This window comes from Streptomyces sp. I05A-00742 (assembly GCF_013055795.1).
In the GTDB taxonomy this organism is placed as follows: domain Bacteria; phylum Actinomycetota; class Actinomycetes; order Streptomycetales; family Streptomycetaceae; genus Streptomyces.
Window position 1 is genome coordinate 141,752 of the sequence record NZ_JABETO010000004.1, and the last position, 22,697, is coordinate 164,448.

19 protein-coding genes are annotated in these 22,697 nt (G+C 74.9%); 7 read left to right on the plus strand and 12 right to left on the minus strand.

Annotated elements, in window-relative coordinates; translation table 11 throughout:
* Window positions 1-15 precede the first annotated feature (15 nt).
* The gene (locus HN013_RS05460) at window positions 16-762 is read right to left on the minus strand and encodes a polysaccharide deacetylase family protein (protein ID WP_171163531.1); all 747 of its coding nucleotides are present in this window, start codon (window positions 760-762) and stop codon (window positions 16-18) included.
* Between the two features lie 387 nt (window positions 763-1,149).
* Window positions 1,150-1,503: an SH3 domain-containing protein gene (locus tag HN013_RS33855; RefSeq protein ID WP_171163533.1), complete on the minus strand. Its 354-nt coding sequence runs from the start codon at window positions 1,501-1,503 to the stop codon at window positions 1,150-1,152.
* Window positions 1,504-1,639: 136 nt separating this feature from the next.
* On the opposite strand from HN013_RS33855, the gene HN013_RS05470 reads away from it, so the two are divergent.
* From HN013_RS05470 to HN013_RS32290, 3 genes are all read left to right on the plus strand, one after another.
* Window positions 1,640-2,653 (plus strand): SDR family oxidoreductase, encoded by a 1,014-nt coding sequence (locus HN013_RS05470; RefSeq protein ID WP_171163535.1) that lies wholly within the window; start codon window positions 1,640-1,642, stop codon window positions 2,651-2,653.
* 279 nt (window positions 2,654-2,932) lie between these two features.
* On the plus strand, window positions 2,933-3,382 hold the full coding sequence (locus tag HN013_RS05475; protein ID WP_171163536.1) for a hypothetical protein: 450 nt from the start codon (window positions 2,933-2,935) through the stop codon (window positions 3,380-3,382).
* A 1-nt stretch (window position 3,383) separates the two neighbouring features.
* On the plus strand, window positions 3,384-5,066 hold the full coding sequence (locus tag HN013_RS32290) for a M64 family metallopeptidase (RefSeq protein ID WP_212763988.1): 1,683 nt from the start codon (window positions 3,384-3,386) through the stop codon (window positions 5,064-5,066).
* Window positions 5,067-5,248: 182 nt separating this feature from the next.
* Here the strand turns inward: HN013_RS32290 and HN013_RS05485 are convergent, their stop codons facing one another.
* From HN013_RS05485 to HN013_RS32750, 6 genes are read right to left on the minus strand one after another with little or no spacing between them, the layout of a single operon-like run.
* A complete protein-coding gene (locus HN013_RS05485) occupies window positions 5,249-7,039 on the minus strand; it encodes a complex I subunit 5 family protein (RefSeq protein ID WP_171163539.1) in 1,791 nt (596 codons plus the stop codon).
* Window positions 7,040-7,045: 6 nt separating this feature from the next.
* Window positions 7,046-7,396 carry a sodium:proton antiporter gene (locus tag HN013_RS05490; protein ID WP_171163541.1) on the minus strand — a complete coding sequence of 117 codons (351 nt, stop codon included), beginning with the start codon at window positions 7,394-7,396 and terminating at the stop codon, window positions 7,046-7,048.
* Window positions 7,393-8,187, minus strand: a complete 795-nt coding sequence (locus HN013_RS05495; protein WP_171163543.1) for an MnhB domain-containing protein — start codon at window positions 8,185-8,187, stop codon at window positions 7,393-7,395. The genes HN013_RS05490 and HN013_RS05495 overlap by 4 nt, the downstream gene beginning before the upstream one ends.
* Window positions 8,184-8,483 carry a hydrogenase subunit MbhD domain-containing protein gene (locus tag HN013_RS05500; RefSeq protein ID WP_171163545.1) on the minus strand — a complete coding sequence of 100 codons (300 nt, stop codon included), beginning with the start codon at window positions 8,481-8,483 and terminating at the stop codon, window positions 8,184-8,186. The genes HN013_RS05495 and HN013_RS05500 overlap by 4 nt, the downstream gene beginning before the upstream one ends.
* Entirely contained in the window at window positions 8,476-8,922 is a 447-nt protein-coding gene (locus HN013_RS32745; protein ID WP_312018503.1) for a monovalent cation/H+ antiporter complex subunit F, read from the minus strand. The genes HN013_RS05500 and HN013_RS32745 overlap by 8 nt, the downstream gene beginning before the upstream one ends.
* Window positions 8,919-9,098 carry a hypothetical protein gene (locus tag HN013_RS32750; RefSeq protein WP_249374790.1) on the minus strand — a complete coding sequence of 60 codons (180 nt, stop codon included), beginning with the start codon at window positions 9,096-9,098 and terminating at the stop codon, window positions 8,919-8,921. The genes HN013_RS32745 and HN013_RS32750 overlap by 4 nt, the downstream gene beginning before the upstream one ends.
* Before the next feature lie 235 nt (window positions 9,099-9,333).
* Between HN013_RS32750 and HN013_RS05510 the strand changes: the two genes are divergently transcribed.
* The 3 genes from HN013_RS05510 to HN013_RS05520 all read left to right on the plus strand — a co-directional run bounded on the left by HN013_RS05510 (window position 9,334) and on the right by HN013_RS05520 (window position 11,399).
* Entirely contained in the window at window positions 9,334-10,428 is a 1,095-nt protein-coding gene (locus HN013_RS05510; RefSeq protein WP_171163549.1) for a glutamate--cysteine ligase, read from the plus strand.
* A 132-nt stretch (window positions 10,429-10,560) separates the two neighbouring features.
* Window positions 10,561-11,208 (plus strand): DUF6338 family protein, encoded by a 648-nt coding sequence (locus HN013_RS05515; protein ID WP_312018504.1) that lies wholly within the window; start codon window positions 10,561-10,563, stop codon window positions 11,206-11,208.
* A 17-nt stretch (window positions 11,209-11,225) separates the two neighbouring features.
* Window positions 11,226-11,399: a hypothetical protein gene (locus tag HN013_RS05520; RefSeq protein WP_171163553.1), complete on the plus strand. Its 174-nt coding sequence runs from the start codon at window positions 11,226-11,228 to the stop codon at window positions 11,397-11,399.
* 18 nt (window positions 11,400-11,417) lie between these two features.
* On the opposite strand, the gene HN013_RS05525 is transcribed toward HN013_RS05520, so the two are convergent.
* The 4 genes from HN013_RS05525 to HN013_RS05540 all read right to left on the minus strand — a co-directional run bounded on the left by HN013_RS05525 (window position 11,418) and on the right by HN013_RS05540 (window position 21,478).
* The gene (locus tag HN013_RS05525; protein ID WP_171163555.1) at window positions 11,418-16,241 is read right to left on the minus strand and encodes a CHAT domain-containing protein; all 4,824 of its coding nucleotides are present in this window, start codon (window positions 16,239-16,241) and stop codon (window positions 11,418-11,420) included.
* Window positions 16,238-19,714: a right-handed parallel beta-helix repeat-containing protein gene (locus tag HN013_RS33860; RefSeq protein WP_171163557.1), complete on the minus strand. Its 3,477-nt coding sequence runs from the start codon at window positions 19,712-19,714 to the stop codon at window positions 16,238-16,240. Before HN013_RS33860 ends, HN013_RS05525 begins: the two co-directional genes overlap by 4 nt.
* Window positions 19,715-19,997: 283 nt before the next feature.
* A complete protein-coding gene (locus HN013_RS05535) occupies window positions 19,998-20,645 on the minus strand; it encodes a hypothetical protein (RefSeq protein WP_171163559.1) in 648 nt (215 codons plus the stop codon).
* 50 nt (window positions 20,646-20,695) lie between these two features.
* Window positions 20,696-21,478: an aminoglycoside phosphotransferase family protein gene (locus HN013_RS05540; protein ID WP_171163561.1), complete on the minus strand. Its 783-nt coding sequence runs from the start codon at window positions 21,476-21,478 to the stop codon at window positions 20,696-20,698.
* A 211-nt stretch (window positions 21,479-21,689) separates the two neighbouring features.
* On the opposite strand from HN013_RS05540, the gene HN013_RS05545 reads away from it, so the two are divergent.
* Window positions 21,690-22,655, plus strand: a complete 966-nt coding sequence (locus HN013_RS05545) for a TIGR03557 family F420-dependent LLM class oxidoreductase (RefSeq protein WP_171163562.1) — start codon at window positions 21,690-21,692, stop codon at window positions 22,653-22,655.
* Window positions 22,656-22,697: the final 42 nt, after the last annotated feature.

The window sequence follows — 22,697 nt, forward strand, 5'->3', positions numbered from 1 at the left end:
TCCGCCGGTGGCCCGTCAGGGCCGGCCCCGCAACAGCCCCCGCAGGTCGACGATCTCGTACCCCCGCGCCCGGACCAGATCGATGATCTGGGGCAGCGCCTCGGCGTCGAGGACCTCGCCGGAGCCGTCCGCCGAGCCGACGTGCATCTGGATGATGGCGCCCGGGGCGAGGACGTCGGCGACGCGCTTCACGGCGTGCTGCACGGTCATGCCGCCGGGGGTGCCGAGGTAGCCCTTGGTGTCGGTGGTCCACTCGATGTCGGCGAGGCCGAGGGAGTTGATGTGGGCGATGCCCTGGGGGGTGGTCTCGCCGTAGGGGAAGCGGAAGAACGGGAGCGGCGTGGCTCCGGTGGCGCGGAGGGCGTGGTCGGCGGCGGTCACCTCCTGCTCCACCTCGGCGCGGGTAAGGCGGGAGAAGGGCGGGTGTGTGTGGGAGTGGCTGCCGATGCCGTGCCGTTGGGCCATCGCGCGTACGGCCGCGGGGTGGCGTTCGGCGAAGCGGCCGGTCGGGAAGAAGGTGGCGGGCGCGTCGTGCCGGTCGAGGGTCCGCAGCACGTCGGCCAGGCCGGACTCGTCCCAGGCGGCGTTGAAGGTGAGCGCCACCTGCCGCTGGGTCGTGGGGAAGGTGCGGTTCGCGGAGCCGAAAAGCCGCTCGACCGGGGCCGAGGAGGCCGAGGAGGCGGCGCCCGCGGCGTGCTGCGGCGCGAACAGGGCGAGGACGGCGAGCAGCACGGCGAACGCCGGGGCGCGGTGGCTTCTCATACGCCGAAGCATGGCGGGCGGCGCGGGGCCCTGCCGCGGCGGACGCGCCGGACGGGTGGGCCGCTCGTTGACCCCGGTGGCGTGCGTTGATCCGGTGACGCCTGTTGCCGCGTGACGCCCGTTGGCCGCTCGGCACAACGCCCGGGTGCTGTTGGCCGGGTGCCGTCGCCCGGGTGCCGTTGGCCGGGCGCCGTCGCCCGGTGTTGTTGGCCGGGCGCCGTTGGCCGCGAGGCTCGTCACCCGGGCGCCATGCCCCTTGGAACCCGTCGCCTGGGCGCCGTTCACCCCGGACCCCGTCGCCCGGAACCCGTCGCCCGGGCGCCGCCGACCGGCCGCGGCACCCGGGCCGTCAGATCAGATGCAGATCAACCGCGGATCAGCGGCGAATCAGCCGCAGAACGGCGGAATGATGTTCTTGTGGGCCACCCAGCCGCGCGTGCCCTTGGTCAGGCCGCCCCTGCTCTTGGCCTTCAGCTGGACGTAGTCCCAGCTGCCCGACTTCTTCAGGATGCGGATCGGGTCCTTGAAGTACAGCTGGCCCTTGACCGCGCCCGAGGTGCTCGCCTTGGTGCGCAGCCGGGTGCCGTCGGTGTAGATCATGGCGTTGTCCTCGTGGCACGCCTTGGCCGCCGTGGCGGCCCGCGGGGCCGCGGGGGCGGCGGCCTGGGCCGGGGCGGCGAGGGCGGCCGCGGCTGCGGTGACGGCAGCGGCGGTGGTGAGCGCGAGGGATATGCGTCGCACGGATCCTCCGGAACGGAACGGAATAGAACGGAACGTTTGTTCATGGTGCGGCGGGCGCCGCGCGATCACCTTAGACGCTGCCCTTCCGCATTCCGCACGCGCGTTTGCCACGGGCCCCGAGGGGTACCCGGCGGCGGTGAGCATACGTCGCAGGCCGAAGGTCGTCGTGGTGACCGGAGCGAGCGGTGGGGTCGGGCGGGCCACCGCCCGGGCGTTCGCCGCGCGCGGGGACAGCGTCGCCCTGCTGGCGCGGGGCCGGAAGGGCCTCGACGCCGCCGTGCTGGAGGCCGAGAAGGCGGGCGGCAGGGCGCTGGCCCTGCCCGTGGACATGGCCGACGCGCACGCCGTACGGGAGGCCGCGAACCGGGTCGAGGAGGAGTTCGGCCCGGTCGACGTCTGGGTCAACAACGCCTTCACCACCGTCTTCGCGCCGTTCGTGGAGATCGAGCCCGACGAGTTCCGGCGTGCCACGGAGGTCACCTATCTGGGCTGTGTCTACGGCACCCAGGCCGCCCTGTCCCGGATGCTGCCGCGCGACCACGGCACGATCGTGCAGGTGGGCTCGGCCCTCGCCTACCGGGGCATTCCGCTGCAGTCCGCGTACTGCGGCGCCAAGCACGCCATCCAGGGCATGAACGAGTCGCTGCGCTGCGAGCTCCTGCACGAGGGGAGCAGGGTGCGGACGACCATGGTCCAGCTGCCGGCGCTGAACACTCCGCAGTTCCGCTGGGCCCTGTCGCGGCTGCCGCACCGCCCCCAGCCCGTACCGCCCATCTACCAGCCGGAGGTGGCGGCCCGGGCCATCGTGTACGCCGCCGACCATCCGCGCCGGCGCGAGTACTGGATCGGCGGCAGCACCGTCGGCACGCTGCTGGCCAACGCGGTGGTGCCGGGGCTGCTGGACCGCTACCTCGCCCGGACGGCCTTCGCCTCGCAGCAGACGTCCGTGCCGTCGTCGGAGGGGCTGCCCGTCAACCTCTGGCACCCGGAGGACGACACGGGCGGCCACGACTACGGGGCCCACGGCACCTTCGACGACCGGACCGTCGTCCGGGCCGCTCAGCCGTGGGTGTCCCGGCACCGGGGCGGGCTGGCCCTGGCCGCGCTGGCGGCCGGGGTGGGTGTGGCGGGGCTGCGGCGGAGGCGCTGAGCGAGCGCGTGGGGTCCGGCCCCGGCGTCACCCGTTCGGCGGTATTGCGCCACGGTCCCCGACAGCCGCACCATGACCAGTGACGATGCCCGGGAGTCAACGGACGGCATCGTGGGGCGTGACCGACGCGCGCCGTGGCGACGGTCATGAAGCGCGGGCGGACGTCCGAGCCCTCGCACGAGGTCCTCCTGTCCCGCCTCCCGCCCGCCCGGTCAGGGCCGGGCCCGTATCTTCCCGAAGGTTCCCCGTTCGACGGTGCCCTGGAAAAGGGGATGGACCGTGACGACCGAACAGCAGAACGATTCCGGACCGGGGCGGCGGGCCGCCGTCCGGCTGATCTTCGAGTACGCGGGGCCGGACATCCGTCTGGTGTCCCGCCAGCAGGTGGAGGCGGCCCCTCCGCCCAGTGATCCGATCGAGGAGGAGCGCGACGTTCAGGGCTTCTGGGTCGAGCTCCGGGACGCGGAACAGCGTCCGCTGTACCGGCGGGTCATGCACCCTCCGGTGCGCCACGACGCCGAGGTGTTCTCCGACGACCCCGAGCGCTCGATCGCCCGGGTGCCGGTGGAGGAGCCCAGGGGGGCCTTCGCGGTCCTGGTCCCCGACCTCGGGGACGCCGATCACATCGCGCTGGTGAGCAGTCCGCTCACCCCGGGGCCGAGCATCGCTCCCGCGACCGAGGTGGCGCGTTTCACCCTGGGGCCGGGCGCGGACGAGGGGAGCCGCTGAGATGGGAACCGGGGACGGGGCGGTCGTCGGCACCACCAAAATCGTCGACAACGGTCCGGCGGCCGCCCGCTGGAACCTGGTCATCATGGGGGACGGCTACCAGAGCGGCCAGCTCGGCCAGTTCGCGAACGACGCCCAGAACTTCGTCAACGTCCTGTTCGCCACCGCGCCGTTCACGGCGCTGCGCCCCGCGATCAACGTCTACCGCGTGGACGTCCGGTCGACGGACAGCGGCGCGGACGACCCCACGGCCTGCGGTGGCACCGGAGCGGCGCCGCGGACGTACTTCGACGCGGCGTTCTGCAACAACGGGACGCGCAGGCTGCTGACGGTCAACTCGAACACCGCCCTCACGGTGGCGGGGCAGCAGGTGCCGCAGTGGAGCATGGTGATGGTCATCGTCAACTCCACGGTGTACGGCGGCTCCGGCGGGCCGTCGGTCGCGGTGTTCTCCCTCGCGCCGAACGCCAACGAGATCGGCCTGCACGAGATGGGCCACTCCGCTTTCGGGCTCGCGGACGAGTACGAGTACTACCTCGGCTGCGGCGTCGACACCAACCGCAACACCCACCCGGCGGTCGAACCGGCGGAGCCGAACGTCACCATCAACGCCAACAAGGCGACCAACAAGTGGCGGGATCTCGTCGCGCCCGCCACGGCGATGCCGACGACGAAGAACGCCAACTGCGCGGTGTGCGACCCTCAGCCCAACCCGGTCGGCGCGGCGACGGTCGGCGCGTTCGAGGGGGCCCACTACTACCACTGCGCGGCGTTCCGGCCGCAGTACAACTGCCGGATGAGGGTGCTGGGGCAGCCGTTCTGCGCGGTGTGCCAGCGCCGGATCCGGGAGACGCTGGCGCCCCGGCTGCCCCTCGGCCAGGTATCAGTCGTGGCTCGGTCCTCGGGTCACATGGATGTCTTCTGGGTGAACAGGGACGGAAAGGTCTGGAGCAACTGGTGGGACCAGACCACCGGCATGGGCTGGCACGACCACAACGCCTTCCCCATCGCCACCACCTTCCCGTCGCCGGCGGCCCACGACACCGGGATCGCCTCGATCGCCCGGAGCTCCGGCCACATGGACGTCTTCTGGGCGGGAGCAGACGGGAAAATCTGGAGCAACTGGTGGGACCAGACCACCGGCATGGGCTGGTTCAACCACAACCCCTTCCCCATCGGCCGCGACTTCCCGGTCGCCGCCGCGGCCGGTACCGGCATCGCCGTCGTCGCCCGGAACCCCAACCACATGGACGTCTTCTGGGCAGGCACCGACGGGAAAATCTGGAGCAACTGGTGGGACCTGAACACGGGGATGGGCTGGTACGACCACGACACGTTTCCCATCGGCGCCACCTTCCCCGTCCCCGCCGGACCTGGCACCGGCATCGCCGTCGTCGCCCGAAACCCCAACCACATGGACGTCTTCTGGGCAGGCACCGACGGGAAAATCTGGAGCAACTGGTGGGACCTGAACACGGGAATGGGCTGGTACAACCACAACCCCTTCCCCATCGCCACCTCCTTCCCCGTCCCCGCCGCACCCGGCACCGGCATCGCCGTCGTCGCCCGAAACCCCAACCACATGGACGTCTTCTGGGCAGGCACCGACGGGAAAATCTGGAGCAACTGGTGGGACCAGACCACCGGCATGGGCTGGTACGACCACGGGGCGTTCTCCATCTGACGCACCGGGACGGCTGACGAGCCGGAACGGCTGACGAGCGCGGGGTGGCCGGTGCACCAGGACGGCCGGCGCACCGGAACGGACCGGCGGGACGGGAAGCCTGACCGGTGGGGCGGCGCCTCCGAGGGCGCCGTCCCGCCACCCTCATCCACCCCGGCCGCGGGCCGTCCGGACGGCCACCGTCAGCCACCGGGCCACAGGACCAGCGCCGACAGCAGGCCGATCCCGGCCACCGTCCATGCCACGTAGTCGCCGACGTGCCCGGAGTGCAGCCGGCGCAGCAGGGCCGCCCACCCCCGGGCCGGTACCGCGCCCCGTACGCCCAGCGCCGCGAGCCCGGCGGCGAGCAGGGCCGACAGCAGGCCGAGGCCGGCGCCGGTCCAGCTCCACCACGCGTACGGCTGCCCCGGGGCGGCCGCGGCACGCGTGCCGTCCAGGACGGTCGCCGCGTACCCGGCGTGGTCGGTGAAGGAGTGCGCGGCGGCCGCCGCGCCCCGGGCGAGGGCGGGCACGGTACCGACGGCGAGCGAGCCGGCGAGCAGGGCGGCGGCGACCGTCGCCATGGGCGGGGGCAGGCGCCGTACCCGGCGCGCGGTCTCGGGCTCCTCGTCGCCGCCGGCGGTCTCGGCGGCACCTTCCTCCTCGCGGCCGCTGGTGCCGGCCCCCAGGAACACCCGGGCGGCGGCGCGCAGCACCGCGCCGCCGGTCACGGCCGAGACCGCGACGAAGAGGACGGTCAGCCACGCCGTCCGCTCCTCGGCCAGCGCCTTGCCGAGGGCGGTGCCGAACGGCGGCAGTCCGGCCAGGGCGAGCCCGCCGGCCGCGAAGAGCACCCCGAAGCCCCGCATCTCCCGTGCCCGGCCGTGCAGGTGGTGTTCGTCGACGCTGCCGTAGCGGTCGAGGAGCGTGCCCGTGCAGGCGAAGAGGGCGGCCTTGGCGCCCGCGTGCCCCAGGACGTAGAGGAAGACCCCGGTGACGCCCTCGGCCTCCAGCGCGGCCAGCCCGGCGAGGAACAGTCCCGTGTGGGCGACGGTGGAGAAGGCGAGGAGCCGTTTGAGGTGCCGCTGCTGCCAGCAGAGGGCGGCGCCGGTGAGCGCGGTCAGGACGCCGAGGACGGTCAGGGCCCGCCGGAAGTCGTCGGGCGGGACGCCGCCGGGGCCGGCGAAGACGGTGACGTACACCCGTGCGGCCCCGTAGACGCCCATCTCCACCATGACGCCGGAAAGCAGCATGCAGACGGGCGTCGGCGCCACCGCGTGCGCGTCCGGCAGCCAGAAGTGGAAGGGCACGGCCGCGGCCTTGACGAGGAGTCCGGTGAGGACGAGGACGAACGCGGCGAGGACGAGGGCGTCGCGGTGCGGCGCGGCGTCGAGCTCGCGCCCGGCCTGGGCCATGCCGAGTTCGCCGGTGCGGGCGTACAGCAGGGCGATGCCGAGGAGGGTCGCGTAGCCGCCGAGGGAGTTGACGAAGCCGAAGGCGAGCGCGCCCTGCACCGGCCGGGCCTCCTCGACGCGGTAGCCGGTGAGGGCGTAGCCGACGACGCCCATCAGCTCGAAGAAGACGAAGGCGTTGAAGAGGTCGCCGGTGAGGGCGAAGCCGCACATGCCCGCCTGGAAGAGCAGGATCAGCGCGGGGAAGGCGCCGGCGTGGCCGCGGGGCGGTTCGTCGAAGTAGCGCCAGGAGTAGGCGAGGACGGTGACGACGAGCAGCGAGGTGAGGGTGGCCAGGCCCGTTCCGGTGCGGTCGCCCGTCAGGACGATGCCCACGCTGTGGCCGTGGACGGGCCGCCAGCCGCCCGCCCACACGACGTACGGTCCGCCCGCGAGCGCGGCCGCGGCCAGGCCCGCGGAGGCGGTGGCGCAGAGGCAGCCCACGGTCTCCGCCACCGGCCGCGTCATCCGCCGCCCCGCGCCCGCCAGCAGGGCCGCGCCGAGCAGCGGCACCACCACGATCAGCGGGAGCAGCCGTTCCACCGGTCCTCAGCCCTTCAGTTCGGACAGCTCGTCGGGGTCGGTGGTGCCGTGCCGCTTGGCCACCTGGACGACGAGGGCGAGCAGCAGGGCCGTCACCGTGGCGCCGACGACGACGTCGGTGAGGGCGAGGGCCTGGACGACGGGGTCGACGACGGGCCGGCTGCCGGGCCGCAGGTCGGAGAAGACGGGCGCGGTGCCGCCGTCGCGGTAGCCGACGGCGAGCAGCAGGACGTAGGTGGAGGACTGGGTGACGGACAGGCAGCCGACGGCGTGGACCAGGTCGCGGCTGGTGGCCATGCCGTACACCCCGACGAGGAAGATCCAGCCGGCGGTGAGGTAGGGCAGTACGGTCATCATGTCCGGCCCTCCTTCCCCTTCATCCCCTTCCTCCCCTTCTTCCCTTGTCCGCCCTTCTTCCCTTGCCCGCCCTCGATCTCCAGGGCCTGGCCGAGGAACTTGGCCAGCAGGACGACCGCGGCGGCGGCCACCTCGACGCCGACGGCGGCGTTGAGCAGCGGAACGGTGCCGCCCGAGGCGAGGGTGTTGAACGTGCCGTACGGCAGGGTGTTGGCGAGGTACGCGGAGCCGGCGAGCAGCCCGGCCGCGCCGAGGAGGACGTACGCGCCCTCGCCGGCGGCGTCGGCGATCTCGTACGGGCCGAGGGGCCGGACGCGTTCCAGGGCGCGGTAGTCGACGCCGATGTAGAGCAGGTGCAGGGCGGTGGCGACGACGACGCCGCCCTGGAAGCCGCCGCCCGGGCTGAGCTGGCCGTGCGCGACGACGTAGAGGCCGACGAGGAGGGTGACGGGCAGCAGGATCAGCCCGTACCGACGCAGGACGGGCGGCACGTCCTGGGGCTCGGGGGCGGTCCGGTGCTCGTCGCGGGTCTGCCGCAGCAGGACGACGGTGCCGAGGACGGAGGCGAACAGGATGCTCTCCTCGCCGAGGGTGTCCAGGGCCCGCTGGTCGAAGTTGACGGAGGACACGGTGTTGGCGGTGTGCCGGTCGAGGGCGGCGCGCACGGCCCGGTCGCCGTAGGGGTGCCGGGCGGTGCCGAACGGCGGGAGCTCCAGGCAGGCGGCGAGAAACAGGGCGGCGGTGGCGAGCAGCCCCGCGGCCAGGACGCACAGCCGGGCGCGGCGGCTCATCCGCGCCGCTCCTGCTGCCCCCGCCGTTGCGTCTTCCCCTTCTTCCCCTTCTTCTCCTTCTGCCCCCGCCGGACCTTGCGGACCGTCAGCAGGATCATCAGCGGGGTGAGCGCGGACCCCACGGCGAGCTGCGAGAGGCCTACGTCGGGCGCCTGGAGCACCGTGAAGAGGACGGCGAGGCCGAGGCCGAGGAGCGAGAGGACCAGGGCCTGGCGGGCGGGGTCCCGGTTGAGGACGGCGGAGGTGGCGGCGACCGCCACGAAGAGCAGCGCGAGGCCGGTGAGGACGTCATCCACGGCGCACCGCCCGGGCGGTGACGGCTCCCCCGGCGAGCAGCAGCATGCCGATGACGATCAGCTTGACCATGGCCCGGCCGGGGCCGGTGGCCACGCACAGCGGGACCACGGTGGCGACGGTGGCCAGCGCGACGAGCGGGGTGAACAGGTGTGCTCCGGCCGGGTCGCGGTCCGCTTCGTCCTCGCGGCGCGGCTCGTCGAGGAGGCGGACGAAGACCAGGGTTCCGGCCGGGCCGAGCACGGCGGCCACCAGGGCGAGGTCGGTGTAGGCCGGGCGCCCGTACCCCTGCGCCAGCAACAGGAACACCAGGCACAGCAGCAGCGTCGCCGTGTTCTGGGCGGCCATCCGTCGTCCCGTACCGCCGCACGAGACCCCCCACAGGCAGGGCCCCAGCCCGCCGGCCAGCAGCAGGGCCGCGGCCACCAGCCACCCGTTCACCGCCCGGCCGCCCGCCGCGCGCCCCGCGCCAGGCACGCCGCGATCAGCGCGGCCGCCGCGCCCACCGCGATCTCCAGGACGTCGACCGTTCCGATCAGCACCGTCCACAGCAGGGTGAGCCCGGCCCACCACGCGGCCACCTCGGCCACGGCGGCGACACGGACCCTGTGCGGCACGGCCGGCTCCTTCCCGCTCTCGGCTTCCCGCCCGGATACCCGGCGCGCCACCGGCCATGCGGGCGGCGCACCCGGTGAACGCACGAATACCAGACCGGGGGCCGGGCGTCGCCGACCGGCGGCCCCGCGTGTCCGGTGCCCTCCTGCTGCCCTCCTGCGTCCCCTGACCCGGCAAACGGGTGTCGGTCCCGTGCGGGGGTCGCGGCGGCCCCCTGGCGGGGGTACGTCCAAGGTTGTGATCACACTCGGTGTCGAGGAGGAGTACCTCCTGCTTGATCCGGCGACCGCCCTCCCGGTGCCGCTGGCCGACGAGGTCCGGGCCGTCGCGGGCATCCGTGCCCTCGCGACCAGGGAGGAGGTCAAGCCCGAACTGCTCCAGGCGCAGCTGGAGGTCGCCACCCCGGTCTGCGCGGAACTGGCCGAGGCCGGCGGGCACCTGCTCCGGCTGCGGCACGCGGTGGGAGCGGCCGCCGCGGAGGCCGGCTGCCGGGCCATCGCCTCGGGCGCGGCACCCCTGGCCGACGCGCTCGCCGTCCCGGTCACGCCCGACCCCCGCTACCTCCAGCTCCGCGGCCAGGGCCGCAGGCTGATCGAGGAACAGCTCGTCAACGGCATGCACATCCATGTGTCCGTGCCCGACCGGGCCACCGGCGTGGCCGTGCTCAACCGGCTCCGCACCTGGCTGCCGCTGCTGGTGGCGATGGCCGGGAACTCACCCCTGTGGCGCGGGCAGGACACCGGCTTCGCCAGCTGGCGCACCGTCGTCTACGGCCGGTGGCCCGTCAGCGGCCCACCGCCGGAGTTCACCGACGGCGCCGACTACGACCGGCGGGTGAACGCCCTGGTGCGGGCCGGGGCCATCGGCGACACCCGGCAGGTCTACTGGCACGTCCGGCTCTCCGACCGCTACCCCACCGTCGAGGTCCGCTGCTTCGACGTCCAGCTCACCGCGGAGGAGGCCGTGATGTTCGCCGGCATCGTCCGCGGCCTCACCGCCACGGCCCTCCGCGAGCACGCCGACGGCGTCCCGCACGCCTCCTGCCCGCCGGAGATGCTCTCCGCCGCCAACTGGCACGCCGCCCGCTACGGCCTCGGCGGCCGCCTCGTCACCCCCGACGGCCACTGCCGCCCCGCCGGCGACCTCGTCGCCCACCTCCTCGACCACATCACCCCGGCCCTCGACGAGTACGGCGACACCCGCGAGGTGACCTCCCTCCTCCACCGCTTCCTCCAACACGGCGAACCCGCCACCCGCCAACGCCAGGCCCTCGCCTCCGGCGGCATCCAGGCCCTGGTGGACCTGATCGGGCTGCACGCGGGGGACGGCTGAGCGACCCGAGCAGCACGCGGGGCTCCAACATCCGTTCGACGAAGCCCCCCAGATCACGTGACGCCGGTGGTTCGCGTGCGTCATTCTTGGCTGGACCAGGGCGGGTGAGGCGGGCGGGGGCGGGGAGTGACGGTGCCGGGCACGGGGGAGCAGGTGGCCATAGTGCTGGTGCTGGTGCTGCCCGGGGTGTTCTATCAGGCGGTGCGCGAGCGGTTGCGCGGGGCGGTGGCGGCTGAGCAGGAGCCGCAGAACCGGCTGTTGCGGGCGGTCGCGGCCGGGGCGCTGCTCGACGCGCTCTACGGGGCGGCGGCGGGGCCGTGGCTGGTGCGGTTGCTGGCCGGGAACGGGGACGGGCCGGTCGCGGGGGTGCTGCGGCATCCGCGGCAGGCGGCGCTCGCGGCGCTGCTGCTGGTCGTCGTGGTGCCGTCGCTCGCGGCGTGGGCGGAGGCGGCGTGGCGGAGGCGGCGGGCGCGGGCGCGGTACGAGCCGGTGCCGACCGCGTGGGACGCCCTGTTCCATGACCGCGGGTCGTGTTTTGTGCGGGTCCGGTTGAAGAGCGGGCTGTGGGTGGGTGGTTGGCTGGGGTCGCGGTCGGCGGTGGCGGCGTATCCGCAGCAGGGCGACCTGTACTTGCAGGCGCAGTACCGGATGGGACACGACGGGACGTTCCTCGGGCGGGTGCCCGGTACCGGGGGCGTGTACGTGCGGGCGGCCGACGTGGAAGTGCTGGAGGTCCTGTTGCCGCCGGATGCCGGACAGGATCAGGGAGGGAACGCGTAGTGATGGAGCGTCATGACATGGACGACGACGATGCGTTGGAGGAGTTGGTCGAGGAGTTCTCCAACCGCCGGATCTACCGGCCCACCGACGGTGGGGTGGAGCCCGACGAGGTGCCGCAGGGGCCGTCGGGCACGGCCATGGACAGTTCACCCGGGGCGGGGGCCGGGAGTGCGGAGCCTGACGCTCCCTGACGGCGCCCCCGCCCCGGGTCACGGCCCGGAGTGGATGTGCGCCGCCCACAAGTGCGGTGCGCGGGCGTAGCGGTTCCGCAGCGCCCTGAGCGGGCGGTGCAGGGCCAGGGCCGGGTCGACGGGGCGGCCGCGGGCGACGTCCTCGGCGAGCGCGGCGTAGAACTGCTCGGTGAGGCGCGTCGCCAGCTTGTCGGAGACGGTCCACAGGGTGCCGATGACGTGCGGGTAGCCGGCCAGTTGGAATGACGGGGCCAGTTGTACCACCTCGTCGGGCAGGAGGAGGCCGCCCTGGGACGTCGAGCAGGCGGAGAGCACGGCGAGCTCCGGCCGTGCCGGGCGCTGGGCGGCGGCGTCGAAGGCGGTGAGCCGGCCGTCGTGCAGCACCAGGCCGCTCTCCGAGGGGTGCAGCAGGTCGCTGACGCCGTGGCAGCTGAAGTGGACCCAGGGGTGGGCGGGCAGCGCGCGGGCCACCGCCTCCACCGTGGCGTCGGCGCCGGAGAGCAGGCGGCCGTCGGGGAAGAGGTCCGTCAGGAGCTCCGCCTCGCGTGAGGCGCCCGGCAGCGGCGGCCCGCCGGGGGTCTCGGCGAGGGCGACGACCAGGGGGGCCGGGCGGGGCGGGGCGCCGGGGGCGAGCCTGGCGCGGGCCCGGGCCAGGGCGCGCAGCGTGGGGGTGTAGGAGGAGACGGCGCGGTCGAGGACCCAGGTGCCGGAGTCGGCCGTGCCGCGTCCCGCCGCGTGCAGCGGCAGGAAGGACAGCCAGCCGGTGGGACACCACCAGATCCGTGGCCAGGGTTCGCCGTCGAGGGGGACGGTGCGCAGGCCGAGCCGGTCGAGCACCGGTGCGGCCACGGTGTCCCAGAGCCAGCGCAGGGTGCCGGTGAGCGTCCGCATCGCGGCGACGGCGCGCACCGCCCCCTTCTCGCCGTACGCCTCGTCGATGACGTCGACGAACTCCGTCGCCCGTTCGAGGACGCCCTGCGGGGTGAGGCCGGGCAGGGGCAGCACCTCGATGCCGGCGTCGGCGGTGACGAGGAGGGCGTCGGAGCGGTACTCGCTGACGTTGACGACGACGACGGGTCCTTCGGCCGCGGCGGTCAGCAGGTCCGGCAGGGTGGGCGGGCGCAGGAAGCCGTCGAGGCCGGGCAGGGCACGGATCTCGGCGAGGAGTTCGTCCCAGCGCCGGGCCTGGGCGTGCCGGGCCTCGGCGGCCAGGCCGGCGTCGCGTCCCTCGTCGGGCGGGACGGGGACGCCCGTCCCGGGGTGCATCACCGGGGGGCGCGCGGGCGGGGTGCTCAGCCGGTCGCGGATCTCCTCGAACTCGTCGGCGAGGGCGGGGGCGGTGGCGCGCAGCCGGGTCACGTCGCCGCGGTTCTCCAGGCCCTGGGCGAGCAGCACGGCCCGGCCCTCTTCGAGGAGGGCGAGGGCCCGGCCGGGGTCGCCGGCGCGGAGGGCGAGTGCGGCCGCGTCGCTCGCCAGTCCGGGGGTTACCTGCAACCGCGCCTCCTGGTCGGCGCGTTGGAGGCTGCGCGGGGCCGCGTGGCGCAGCAGGCCGACGGCGTACGCGTAGCCGTCGAGGGCGTCGGCGTCCCGGCCCGCCCTGGCCGCGGCCTCGCCCCAGGCGCGGGCGGCGAGCAGGCGGTGGGTGATGGAGGCGGTGGTGTTCCGGGCGGAGGTCCGGGCGAGGCGGGCGGCCTCCGCCAGGTCGACCCGTTCGCCGAGGATGGCGCGGCGCACCTGTGCCATGGCCAGGATCCACTGGGCGCGGGCCTGTTCCGGGCCGCCCTCCGGGACGCGGCCGAGGGCTTCCCGGGCGGCCGAGACGGCCCGGTGCAGCGCCTCCCGGGCCGTGGACCCGGTCTCGTCGTCGGCGAGGTAGGCGGAGCCCATCAGGACGCCGGCCAGGTTCAGCAGGGCGAGGGGCCGCCAGGGGTGGTGCTCGCCGAACGCGGCCACCGCCTCCTCCAGGGCCTCCCTGGACTCGGCGGTGGAGCGGGCGTCGGCTTCGCCCTTCGCCAGGGCCTGGTTGTGGAGCAGGAGGCCGAGGTTGAGCGCGGCCAGGTCCTGGCCGATCCGCTCACCGCGGTCGAGCGCCCTGGCCTCGCGCAGCAGCGCGGCCGCCTCGTCGGCGGCGGCCGGGTCCTCGGTGATCTCGTACCAGCCGCGCAGCGCCTCGGCGAGATTGCTCAGGAGTCCGGCCCGGACGAAGGACGTGGGCGGGCTGTCGGCGACGGACCGGCGCAGGACGGCCACGGCCTCGGCCTGCCAGGTGCGGTCGCCGGTGATCCGGGCGCGGCCCATCAGGGCGGTGCCCAGGTTGGTGTAGAGGCCGCCGTTGCTCACCTGCCCCGGCGGCAGGTCGGCGACGGCCTCGCGGAGCCTGGCGACGGCGGCGTCCATGAGGGCGGGGTCGCCGAGGTCGACGGCCCGGCACCACTCGGCGTGGCCGAGGTCCCCCAGGATCACGGCCCGTTCGCCGGACGTGCGGGGCGTGGCGGCGAGGGCGGCGCGGTAGAACTCCAGGGCCTCGTCGAGCGGCTGCTCCGCCTGCGTGTGGCGGTAGTGGTCCAGGAGGCTGTTGGCGAGGCCGAGCAGCGTTCCGGGTTTCGGGGCTCCGGTGGACGCGGCGACTGCCTCCCGGTGCCACCGGACGGCCTCCTCCAGGGGCGCGGGGTCACCGGTGAAGCGGAAGAGCGAGCGCAGGGCGTGGCCGAGGCGGGTGAGGCACTCCACCCTGCTGGGTGTGTCCGGACGGGAGGCGGCCACCGCCTCGCGCAGGACGGTGATCGCCTCCTGGACGAGGGCCGGGTCCGAGCGGAACTCGGCGAGGTTCTGGAGGGCGTCGCCCAGGTTGCCCATGCGGTGGACGAGGTGGTGGTCGTCCGGCGGGGACAGCTCGACGGCCTGCCGGTGGGCGTCCACGGCCTCGGCCAGCAGGGTGCCGTCGCCGGTCCGGTGGGCGAGTGTGGCCAGTTGCACGCCGAGGTTCGACCGGCACATGGCCTCCTCGGACGCGCTGCCGGCCGGCGCGTGGGCCACCGCCTCCCGTACGAGGCGCAGCGCTTCCTCGTACAGGCCGGTGTCCCCGGTCGCGGCGGCCCGCTCCGCGTGGGCGGCGGCGTGGTCCGACAGGTACTCGGAACGCCGCGCGTCGCCCGGCGGGAGCAGTTCGAGCCCGCGACGCAGCTGTTCGGCCCCCTCGCGCCAGACGGCCTCGTCGTCCGGGCCGGCGCCGCGGGCGAGGGCCGCCCCGAGGGCGAAGCGCGCGGTGGCCTCGAAGGACTCCCCGGGCGGCGGCAGGGTGAGGCATTCCCGGAAGAGGGCGATCGCCTCGGCGGCGAGGGCCGGGTCCGGGGCGGGGCCGGTGTGGGCCGCGGCGTTCAGGCAGCGGGCGAGCGGGAGGAGGACGCGGGCGCGCTCCGCGGACCGCCGCGGCACCTCGTCCGCCAGCCGGCGCAGCAGGGCGAGGGGTTCGGCGAGCCTGTCCGGCGCGCCGGTCGCGTCGGCGTGCAGCCGGAGGAGCTCGGCGAGTTCGATGCCGCGGGACGCCCGGCGGCGCGGGTCGTCGGCCGGTGTCTCCTCCCACGCCCGCCGGGCGTGGACGACGGCCTCGTCCAGGTCGCCGAGGCTGCCCCGGGTCGTGTGGCGGGAGCGGAGCACGCCGGCGAGGACGACGTGGGCCTGGACGGACGACGGGTGTCCGGGCGGCGCGGCGGCGACGGCGTCGCGGGCGGCGGCGTACGCGTCGTCCAGGGCGCCGGGGTGGCCGGTGCGCATGGCGCGGCCGTTGAGGATCAGGCCCAGGTTGGCGAGGTAGAGGACGCGCTCGACGAGGTTGCCCGCCGTGTCGGCGGCGCGGCGGCAGGTGGCGACGCCCTCCTCGTACAGTTCGAGGCCGTCGCCGTCGGACATGGCCCGCATGATCAGGGCCGTGCCCAGGTCGGAGAGGTGGGCGGCGGGCGGCGGGAGGGCGGGGTCCGCCGCCGCGACGGCCTCGCGGAGCAGGCCGATGGCCTCGGGGAGCGCGGCGGGGTCGCCGCGTTCCACGGCCTCGCGGACGATCGCCGTGCCGAGCATGCCGTGGTACAGCGCGTGGTTGGGGTCGCCCGCGGTGCTCAGCTCCACCGCGTGCCGCAGTTCGGCGACGGCTTCCGCGGCGAGGGCGGTGTCCCCGGCCACCTCGGCCCGGTGGGTGAGGACGAAGCCCAGGTTGGCGTGGCGGCGGGCCTGTTCGGGCCGGTCGCCGGGTGCGGCGGCGACGGCGGCGCGGCTGAGCTCGACGGCTTCGGTGAGGGCCTGGTGCCCGGCGCCGTCCCGGGCGGCGTGGAGGTGGACGAGTCCGAGGTCCGACAGGCAGGTGCCGTGTTCGACGCCGCCCGGCGGGAATCCGGCGGCCGCGTGCCGGAGCAGGGCCGCGGCGGGGAGCAGCATCACGGGCATGCGCCGCTGCTGGTAGAGCGTCAGCACCGCGGCGCCCGCCTCGTACGCCTGGCCGGGTTCCGTGCCGGCGCCCTCGGGCGTGCCGTGGAGCGTGGCGAGCACCGGGCGCAGGTCGGGCGGCGTCTGGTCCGGATGCTCACGGTGGAGGTCGGCGAAGCAGAGCACCGCCTCGCCGAGCCCGGCGGCGTCGGTCGCGTCGCTCGCGACGTACCGGCCCCAGCCGGCGTACCCGAGCGCGAGGAGGCCGAGGATCAGCAGCTTCCCGTCGGGCAGCACCAGGCCCGCTCGCACCTCGTCGGCGGCCGCGGCGGCTTCCGGGCCGAGGAACCAGCGCAGGGCGCCGGCGTCCTCGGCCGCCTCGTCCGCCCGCTCCAGGATGCGGCGGGAGGCGTCCTCGACGGTCATGCGGCCGTCCCCGTGGAGCTGGTGGGTCCGGTGGTGCCGGGGACGTCCTCGGCGAGCAGCAGGCCCAGTTCCTCCCGCGTGGGTGCCTCGCAGGGGGCGAGGCGGGCGGCCTGGCGTTCGACCATGGCCTCCAGGAGGGTGCGGGCGTCCCGGGCGTTCGCCGCGTCGCCGCGCCGCTGCCGCCGCTCGAAGCGCTCGGTGAGCAGCGGGCCGACGTCCGGCGCGAGGCGGTAGGCGTGCCGCCGGGCCTGGAGCCGGACGATGTCGGTGAGTTCGGCGGGCTGGTACGCGCCGAACTCCAGGGTGCGCGAGAAGCGGGAGCGCAGACCGGGGTTGGACTCCAGGAAGGCGCTCATCTCCTCGGTGTAGCCCGCCGCGATGACCACGACGTCGTCGCGGTGGTCCTCCATCAGCTTGGTGAGGACGTCGATCGCCTCCTGCCCGAAGTCGGACCCGGCGCCGAAGCGGCGCGCCAGGCTGTACGCCTCGTCGATGAACAGCACGCCCCCGCGGGCCCGTTCGAAGGCCTTCCGGGTCTTCTGGGCGGTGTGGCCGAGGTATTCGCCGACGAGGTCGCCGCGGGCCACTTCGACCAGGTGCCCCTTCTTGAGCGCCCCGAGCGCGGCGAGGATCCGGCCGTACAGCCGGGCGACGCTGGTCTTGCCGGTGCCGGGCGGGCCGGAGAAGACGAGGTGGTGGGCCATGGGCGGGGCGGGGAGCCCGGCGTCGGCGCGCCTGCGGGCGAGCCGGAGGAGGTCGGTCTGCACGGTGACCTGCCGTTTGGCGGCCTCCAGGCCGATCATGCTCTGCAGTTCGGCGAGCGGCCCGGCCTCCGGCTGCCGGGCGTCCTCGGCGGTGCTTCCGGTGCGGACGTTCTCCATGACCACGCGGTCGTTCCCGACGACGGCCTCCCCCTGGTAGCCGGTCACCTCGCAGTCCTCGAACCGCCCGAACACCGAGGCGTCGACGCGTATGCCGTCCTCGCCGCCGCCCCGCAGCACCGCGCGGGAGACGGTGAGGCTGCTGCTGCCCCGGCCCAGGACCCCGCAGCCGCGGGAGGCGGAGACCGTCAGCCGGTCGGCCACCAGGCCGGCGTTGTCGACGGTCAGCACCCCCGCCTCGCCGGGCTCGGTCACGGTGCACTCGCGGGCCGTCAGATGGCTGTCGCCGCGGCAGTTGAAGCCGAAGAGGTGGGCGCGTTCGACGGTGGCACGCTCCGCGGTCACGCGCGCGCCGCCCTCCAGGGCGATGCCCGAGTTGGTCATGTCGCTGATCGTGGCGTCGGCGAGTTCGACGACGACGCCGGTGCCCCGGGCGAGCAGGCCGCTGTTGCCCCCCTCCAGGCGGACGCCGTCCAGCCGCGCGGTCGACTCGTCGCGGACCAGCACGGCGTTCACGGCCTGTCCCCGTACCTCCAGGCCGCTGAAGGTGGCACGGGCCTCCCGGACCACGACGCCGTTCCTGCCGTTCTCGATCCGGCAGTCGCGGACCGTGGGGGCGGCACCGGTGGCGACGGCCAGGCCGGTCTCCGCGGCGGCCTCGACATGACAGCCCGTCAGCCGGCCGAGGCCCTGTTCCGACACGGTGATCCCGGTGCCGAGGCAGTTCTCGAACCGGCAGCCCTTGACCTCCGGATCGGCTCCCCGGGCGATGTACAGGCCGTCCTTGGCCCCGTGGACGGTGGTGTCGTGAAGGGTGCCGCGGCCCTGGTCGTGGAAGGCGACCCCCGTCTCGTGGGCCTCGCGCACCCGGCAGCGGACCACGTCGGCCTCGGCGTGGTCGCCGACGGCGACGGACGCCTTCCCGGTCCCGCGCAGTTCGCACTCCTCCAGGCGGGCCGTCGCGCCGCCCGTCAGCCGGATGCCGTGGCCGCGGCTGCCGTCCACGGTGCAGCCCGTGATCCCGGCACGGGCGCCGTCAGTCAGGAGGACCGCGTCCCCCTTGGCGGCCAGGAACCGGCTGTCCTTCAACGTGCCGCGCGCCCCGGCCAGTTCGGTGCGCCCGACCCGCACCTCGCACTCCTCCAGGGTCACCTCCGCGCCGCGCAGCGCCCGTACGGCGTACTCCCCCAGCCCCTCGACCACACAACGGCGCATCTCCAGACGGCCGTTGACGCGCACGGCGGCCGAGGACCGGTTGACGATCCGCAGCGCGCCGAGCGTGACGTGGCCGGCGCAGTCGACGGTCACCTGGTCCGGCACCTCGATCACCACCGTGTCCGGTCCGCGCGCCGCGCACAGCTCGACCGTCCCGGCGAGCGCGAGGGCCTCCTCGTAGCGGCCCGGCTCGATCAGCACCCGCAGGGGCCGCCCGGCGGGTGCCGCCCGCAGGGCCGACGCGATGGTGCGGTGGTCCGCGTCGCCCTCGGGCGAGACCCGCAGGGTCAGGGGCGCGCCCGTCGCGGCCGGTGCCGTCGGCACCGTCGGGGTGCCGGACGTCACCCCCGGCGCGTCCGTCCCGTCCGGCCCGTCGTATCCGGCCGCGGCGAGCGCGTCGGTCAGCTGCGCGGGGAACACGGCGAGCCCGTGCCGGTGCATGCGGTGCCGGGTGGCCACGGGTACGAGCTCCACGGTGCGCTGCGTCCTGCGGTAGGCGAGGGGCAGGTGGGGCAGCCGGGGCGGGGGCTCGGCGCCGGACGCGAGCCGGACGAGGACCACCGTCGCCCGCGGTTCGCCCGAGACATGGGCCACTCCGACCTTCGCGCTCTCCACGTCCGCGCGCGGCAGGACGCATTCCGCCCCGCCCACACCCAGCCGCAGGACGTGCCGTTCCACCTGGAGCCGGCAGGGCCGCGACAGCCATGTGATCAGCCATGAGCTCACGGCCATGGTCAGGACCGTTCCACCCCCCATGCCCCCGAGCACCGGGACGAGGCCGGTGTCACGGCCCACCGCCCACACCAGGAGGGCGACGGGCACCGCCACGACGAGCAGCGACCGCAGGTGCAGCAGGACCACCGCCGGCCAGGGCAGCACGTCGCCGGTCAGGGTCACCGCGCCCGTCCGGTCGGCGGGAAGCCGGTCCGCGCCGTGCCAACGTCCGTGCGCGTGGCGGGAGATGAGCTCGTCGAGACGGGCGGTCGGCAGGTTCAGCGGCCGGAGGTCGAAGACGACGCCCTGCCGGCGGGCCGACCACCGGGGCGAACCCCTGCGTCCGGTCACCGGCGGCCGGACCCCCGGACGCGTCCGGACGAGGAGCAGCCCCTCGACACCCGACCCCGTCACGGCGGGTCCGGCCCGCGGGACCGGCACCACGCACAGCGCCTCCACCGCGTCCCAGGGCAGCAGCACCCGCCGCGCCCCGCCCCGCAGTTCGAGCCCCTCCGGCGCCACCTCCAGCGCGACCGCCGCCACCAGCCGCCACAGCAGCTGCCCGACGGCCACCACCCACACGGCCACGACCGTGACGGCGTACGCCCGCCACACCGGCGTACCGGACGCATAGGTGTCCGCCGCCAGCTGCCCTCCGGCCACTGATCCGCCGGCCGAGAGCAACAGAAGGCACACGTTCCGGACCCGGTCCCCGACCGCCCGCCCCACCCGCACTCTGCCAACCGCCGCCCCACCCGCACCACGGGTCCCCGAACCCACCGTCTGCACCATCGCTCCCCCGTCGGCAAGTGCCGCCCGTGCCGTCGCACGCCCCGTCAATTGTGCGTGCGCCGGGGCGGAAACGCCACGGGCCTGGGCACGCGGACGGCGCGCGCGCCGGAGCGTCAGCGCCGCGGTCGACCGGGCTCGCGGCCGCGACGCCGCGTCAGGACGCGAGGGGCAAGGCGTACTCCACCGCCCGCCGCTCCGTGGGGACGAAGCCCAGGGCGCGGAAGGCGCCGGTGAGCGAGTCGTCGTCGGGGGCGGCGTATGCCTCGGCGGTGCGGAGGCCGGGGTGGGTTGCGGGGAGGCCGGACAGGGCGGCGGAGAGCAGGGGGATCAGCTGCTCCGGGGTGCCCTCCTCGGCGCGGTCGTGGGACAGGACGGCCCGGTCTCCGTCGATCTCGACCTCGAAGTGGGCGCCTTGCGGGGCGGGTTCCGGGGCGGCTTCCCGTCCCGCCCCGGCATCGGCGTCGGAGAGGCCGAGCCGCCACCAGCGGTAGACCTCCTCTCCCCCGGTCAGCCCCAACTCCCGTGCGGTCGGGGAGACATCGCCGTCGGCTTCCTCGATCCATCGCAGGACGGTCCCGCCGCCCTCGCGCGCCACCTCGGCCGCCGCGCGCATCAGCGGCGCGACTCCCGAGGGACCGCCCTCGGACACGGCGACGAAGCGCAGCGCCGGATCGGGCGCCCCGAGATCGAGGACGACGACCTCCTCGCCCTCGCCGCCGAGGACGACGGCGACCGTCCTCTCGTCGGTCCAGTGATCGGGCACGGCACTGGGGTCACGATGAATCCGCACATTGGTCGACATAACCGCAAGTATGCCAGGGGCTTTACTTCCGCTTTGCCTGGCGGCGCGTCTCAGCCGTCGAGCAGCGCACGCGTCCACTCCTCCTCGCGCTCCTCGGTGTATTCGGCATCGGAGCGCCAGACGTCGCCGTGGCCCTCCGCCCAGTGCGTCGCCCAGGGCTGTTCGCCGAGGGCGGCCCGGTCCCGCAGAAAGTCGTGCATGGAGCGGGAGCGGCGGCCCAGCAGGGGGACGAGGCGGCGGCGTCCGTCCTCGTCGAGTCCGTAGGCGTCGACGAGGACGCGCAGGCGGTGGGCGGCGTCGGCGCGGCAGAGGGCGGGGTCGGCGGAGAGCGGGACGAAGCCGTGCGCGGCGTAGGCGAGGTCCCAGAGGCGGGTGCCGGGGGCGGCCGTGTCCCAGTCGATGAAGGCCCAGCGATCGTCGTCGCCGGTCACGAGGTTCCAGGGGCCGAGGTCGTGGTGGGCGATGATGTCGTGCCCGTCGGCGGGGACCAGCTCCCGCCAGCGGGCGTCGGGCGGCGGGGTGAAGTCCTGGACGGCGTCGTGGAATTCCCCGACGATCCGCCCCACCCGGGCCAGCCGCCGTTCCGGTTCCATCAGGGCGAACCGGTCGGGCCAGACCACGTCGCCCGGTACGTAGGTCAGTACCTCCCGCCCCTGTTCGTCGATGCCGAGCGGGCGGGGCGCCGCGCGGAAGCCCACCGCGTGCAGGTGGGCGAGCAGGGCGTGGACCGCGGGGGTCCACGGTCCGGCGGGTCGTCGGACGGTGTCGCCGACGCGGACGACGCCTCCGCTGACGTTCCCGCCCGGCAGCGACAGCTCTTCCTCATGTGGCATGCGGGCAGTCTCGCCGACCCGGAACGTGCCGACGGCGGCGGGGTCCCGGGCGGGCGTACACCCGTGCGGGGGAACGGCCGCCCGTCCACGGCCCGGACGCCGAGGTTTCGGCGCGGCACCGCCGGGTTACCCGTCCGGTCTGAGCAGCCGGTCCCGGCAGGGAGCAGTGCAGCGAGCGGCGCAGAGAACGGCGAAGGGAGTGCCCGCCCCGATGACCGAGTACGGCTATTTCCTGTCCTGCGAGGAACACTCCCCGGCGGACCTTGTCGAACAGGCCCGGATGGCCGAGGACGCCGGTTTCACCTCGCTGTGGATCTCGGACCACTTCCATCCGTGGACCGGCGAGCAGGGGCAGAGCCCGTTCGTCTGGTCGGTGATCGGGGCGCTGGCACAGGCCGTCTCCCTGCCCGTCGAGACGGCCGTGACCTGTCCGACCGTGCGTATGCACCCGGTCGTCACCGCCCACGCGGCGGCGACCAGCGCCGTACTGCTGGGGCCGGGGCGGTTCCGGCTGGGCGTGGGCAGCGGGGAGGCGCTCAACGAGCACGTCCTGGGCGGCCCGTGGCCGCGGGCGGCGATCCGGCTGGAGATGCTGGAGGAGGCCGTCCGGGTGATGCGGCTGCTGTTCGAGGGCGGTCAGGTGAGCCACAGCGGCCGGCACTACACCGTGGAGAACGCCCGGCTCTACACCCTTCCGGACGAGCCCGTGCCCATCGACGTCTCGGCGTTCGGCCCGGCCGCCACGGACGTGGCGGGGCGGTGCGGCGACGGGCTGATCACCATGAGCCCGGACGCGGGGGCGGTCGCCCGCTTCCGGCGGGCCGGGGGCGAGGGCCTGCCGGTGCAGGGCGGTGTGAAGGTGTGCTGGGGTCCGGACCGGGACGAGGCGCTGCGGACCGCCCACCGGCTGTGGGCGGTGGAGCAGCTGCCCGGCGAGCTCAACCAGGTGCTGCCGACGCCCGCCCACTTCGAGCAGGCGGCGGAGCTGGTCACACCCGAACGGGTGGGCCGCGCGGTGACCTGCGGGAACGACCCGGAGGAGCACGCCGTCGCGCTACGGGCCTACGCGGAAGCGGGCTTCGACCGGGTCCATGTGAGCCAGATCGGCCCCGGCCGGCGCGGCTTCTTCGACTTCTACCGGACCGAGGTACTGCCCCGGCTCGCCGAGCGAACCTGAACGAACCGGAACGGACCGGAACAGACCTGAACGGGACCCGAG